Here is a 2,777-nt window from a genome sequence, read left to right as displayed (position 1 = left end):
CGCAAGGCGCTATTCACTTAGCAATAGGGAGTAATGCATCAAGACTGCCCTCAGTAAAATATATCCGTTACTGCCCACAATGTTTTAATGAGCAGTTTAAAGATCATGGTGAATGGTATTGGTCACGTATGTGGCAAATTCCAGGCATAACTTGTTGTAGCAAGCATGGATCATTAGCGGATTCTTCAGTTGAATATCGTCCTAACTCCCGTCATGATTTTATTGCCCCTACTCCACATAACTGTAATATAAATCCACAAGGAAGTGTCAATGAAGATAATAGGTTCCTCATTTCTAAAATATCTGAGCTTTTATCCTTAGCTGAACAATCTTCTCCGACTTTTGAGCAGTGGACTGCTTTTTACCACGGTTTAGCTCGATCTAGTAACTGTATAAGAGGGTCTAAACATATCGATCATCTTCGTATACTAGAAAAGGTGGAAAATAGATGGTCATTAGAGTTTTTAGAAACGAACAATCTTCATAGACTTAACAGTGAAACAGGTTGGCTTCGCGGTATTTTTCGTAAACATCGTAAATCGTTCAGTTATCTTGAACATATTATCGCTATTAGTTCAATATTGGAGCAAGAATGGACTTTTGAAGAAATAATAATGCAGGTGAAAAGCCAGAAAACCACCCTATCTGGTAAAATTACAAAAGCGAAAAATACCATAAAGCCTGACAGTGAATTGGTAAAGTCAAATCGAAACCTATGGTTAGACTTGATTAAAGAACACCAATCGATTAAAGAAGCTAGAAAAGTCAATAAAGCTCTTTATGCATGGCTATATCGTAACGATAAGACATGGTTTATTAATACAAACAAAAACTACCATCAACGTCACATACCTAAAGGATTCACTGTAGATTGGCAAAAGCGAGATAGCGAGTTTGTGAGGTCTTTGATCAAAATAAACGATCACACATGTTTCGACTTAACATTACCTCGTAAATCAAAAAAGTGGTGGATGAATCAAACTGATTCAGTCTCAATGATTGAGAAGAATCAAGATAAGCTACCTTTAGTCTCAGCATTTTTGGACAGATATAGTGAAGAAGTTAGTAACTATCAAATAAGACGGTTAAGCCAGGTATTAATTGATAGTATATCGAACAATCAAACTTTACAGCGCTGGGAGATATTACGACTGGCTAAATTGAGTGATGAGCGAATTACTCCTGAGTCTAGTAGGTTTCTAGAGCATGCATACAGTATTACAAATATGCGAATAAACAAGGTGAGTATATGATCGCTAAAGGTTTTCCTGAAGACTCGAAAATAATGTACGTTGCTAATATTTTCAAGTTTAAACACTTGAAGACATGGAATCTTGAGCTATACGTAACAAGCACTAGGCAAAATCAAATATTACATACTAGACTATCAAATCTACCAGCTCTCGCGAAAAGAAGAGTCATAAACCCTTCAGATGGGCAGTCTCGTAAAGGTGGCTACCCATTTTTTTTGAGTAATGTCTCTACTGCTAATTGGCAAGTAGGCATTGATTCAGAAAGCGGCGGTAATACCTTTGTGTTTGACTATATCAGACCAGATGAGTCAACAGTAACGGTCCATATACCTCAGATTGAGTTTGCACGAGTGTTATTTTTTCATAATGCCTATCTTGCTCGAAACTGTATTGATCACGGATTACTCAATAGAGAGTTTTGGATTCAAGACATGCCAGATGATTCAGTATTGGTAAATGTTTTGCCTATAAGCTCTCTACCTTTAAAAACTTTTGATCACGAAGGACAGAGACGCTTACTGGCTTGGATACTAATAGATGGAAATGCGCGTTCTTCCTATGAAAGTATTGCCAAAAATTTTATTGAAGAAGTTCAGGAAACTGAAGACAAGAAAACATGGTGCTTTAAATTTAGTCCGCCACGGCTTGATAACCTCTCACTAGACACTAGAGGTTGGATGCACAAGGATACTGGCAATTACTATGTTCATGAAATTATAGGGATCAGTAATATTCTCTCCTCTTTGCCCAAAAAAGTGCCATTTTATAGTGAGAAATTCAAAGCTGGTACGAGAGGCGGCGGTACAAGTAACGTAGCTAAGCCAAATGGTTCAGTAAGTAGTGATACTATTGATGATCAGCAAGAAGCAGATATTGACACTAAACCGAAAACGATAGAGGTGCCAACAACCTCCTTTAGCTTTGCAACTCCAATAGAAACTCGAAAAGTTGTCAAAAAAAGAGTTTCAGGCGCACAAGGAGCAGAGACTGAAGATTATGAAGAGTTAGTAGAACTAGATCTTGGTACAGATGAGGCCACGATTGACGGCACAGCATGCCAAGCGGACTTCTCTGGGCTTGATGATGACAGCGATGTTTTAGAACTGTATATGCAACGATTTGAAGCCTTTAAGCTACTAATCAAGAGGCTATCAGAACGACCTAAGACTGACTGTACTGAAAAACTACATTTTTTACCTGCTGTTGGGCGCTCTAGGCTACATAGAACGATGGACGGCAATAGACGGTCTTTACTTGAAGTAAGAGTCAAAACTGACACTTCTCAGTTCGTCATTTTAGAGATAGATACTACTGACAACTTTAAGCCAATATCGACCTTAATAATAAAAATCAATGATTTAGATTACTGGGACGATCATATGGATGAGTTTCTGAGCTTAGTTGTTAAGAGATCACTGCGTTGGCCTAAGAGCAGTTATTTAAAAAAATTTGACGATGTGTACACCTTGAACCATCCTAAAAGTATGTTCGAACTTACTGAAAGTAGTGACGATTTTATACGAT

At 37.7% G+C, this 2,777-nt stretch carries 2 protein-coding genes; both read left to right on the top strand.

The window, feature by feature from the left end; translation table 11 throughout:
- Positions 1-1,253, top strand: a 1,253-nt coding sequence (locus ACS8FC_RS13875; RefSeq protein WP_439297190.1) for a TnsD family Tn7-like transposition protein, incomplete at its 5' end; no start/stop codon positions are given.
- On the top strand, positions 1,250-2,777 hold a 1,528-nt coding region (locus tag ACS8FC_RS13870; RefSeq protein ID WP_439297189.1), incomplete at its 3' end, for a Tn7-like element transposition protein TnsE. The genes ACS8FC_RS13875 and ACS8FC_RS13870, both read left to right, overlap by 4 nt.

It is taken from the genome of Psychrobacter sp. 1Y4, assembly GCF_051847555.1.
This window is presented reverse-complemented; position numbering and strand designations above follow the sequence as displayed.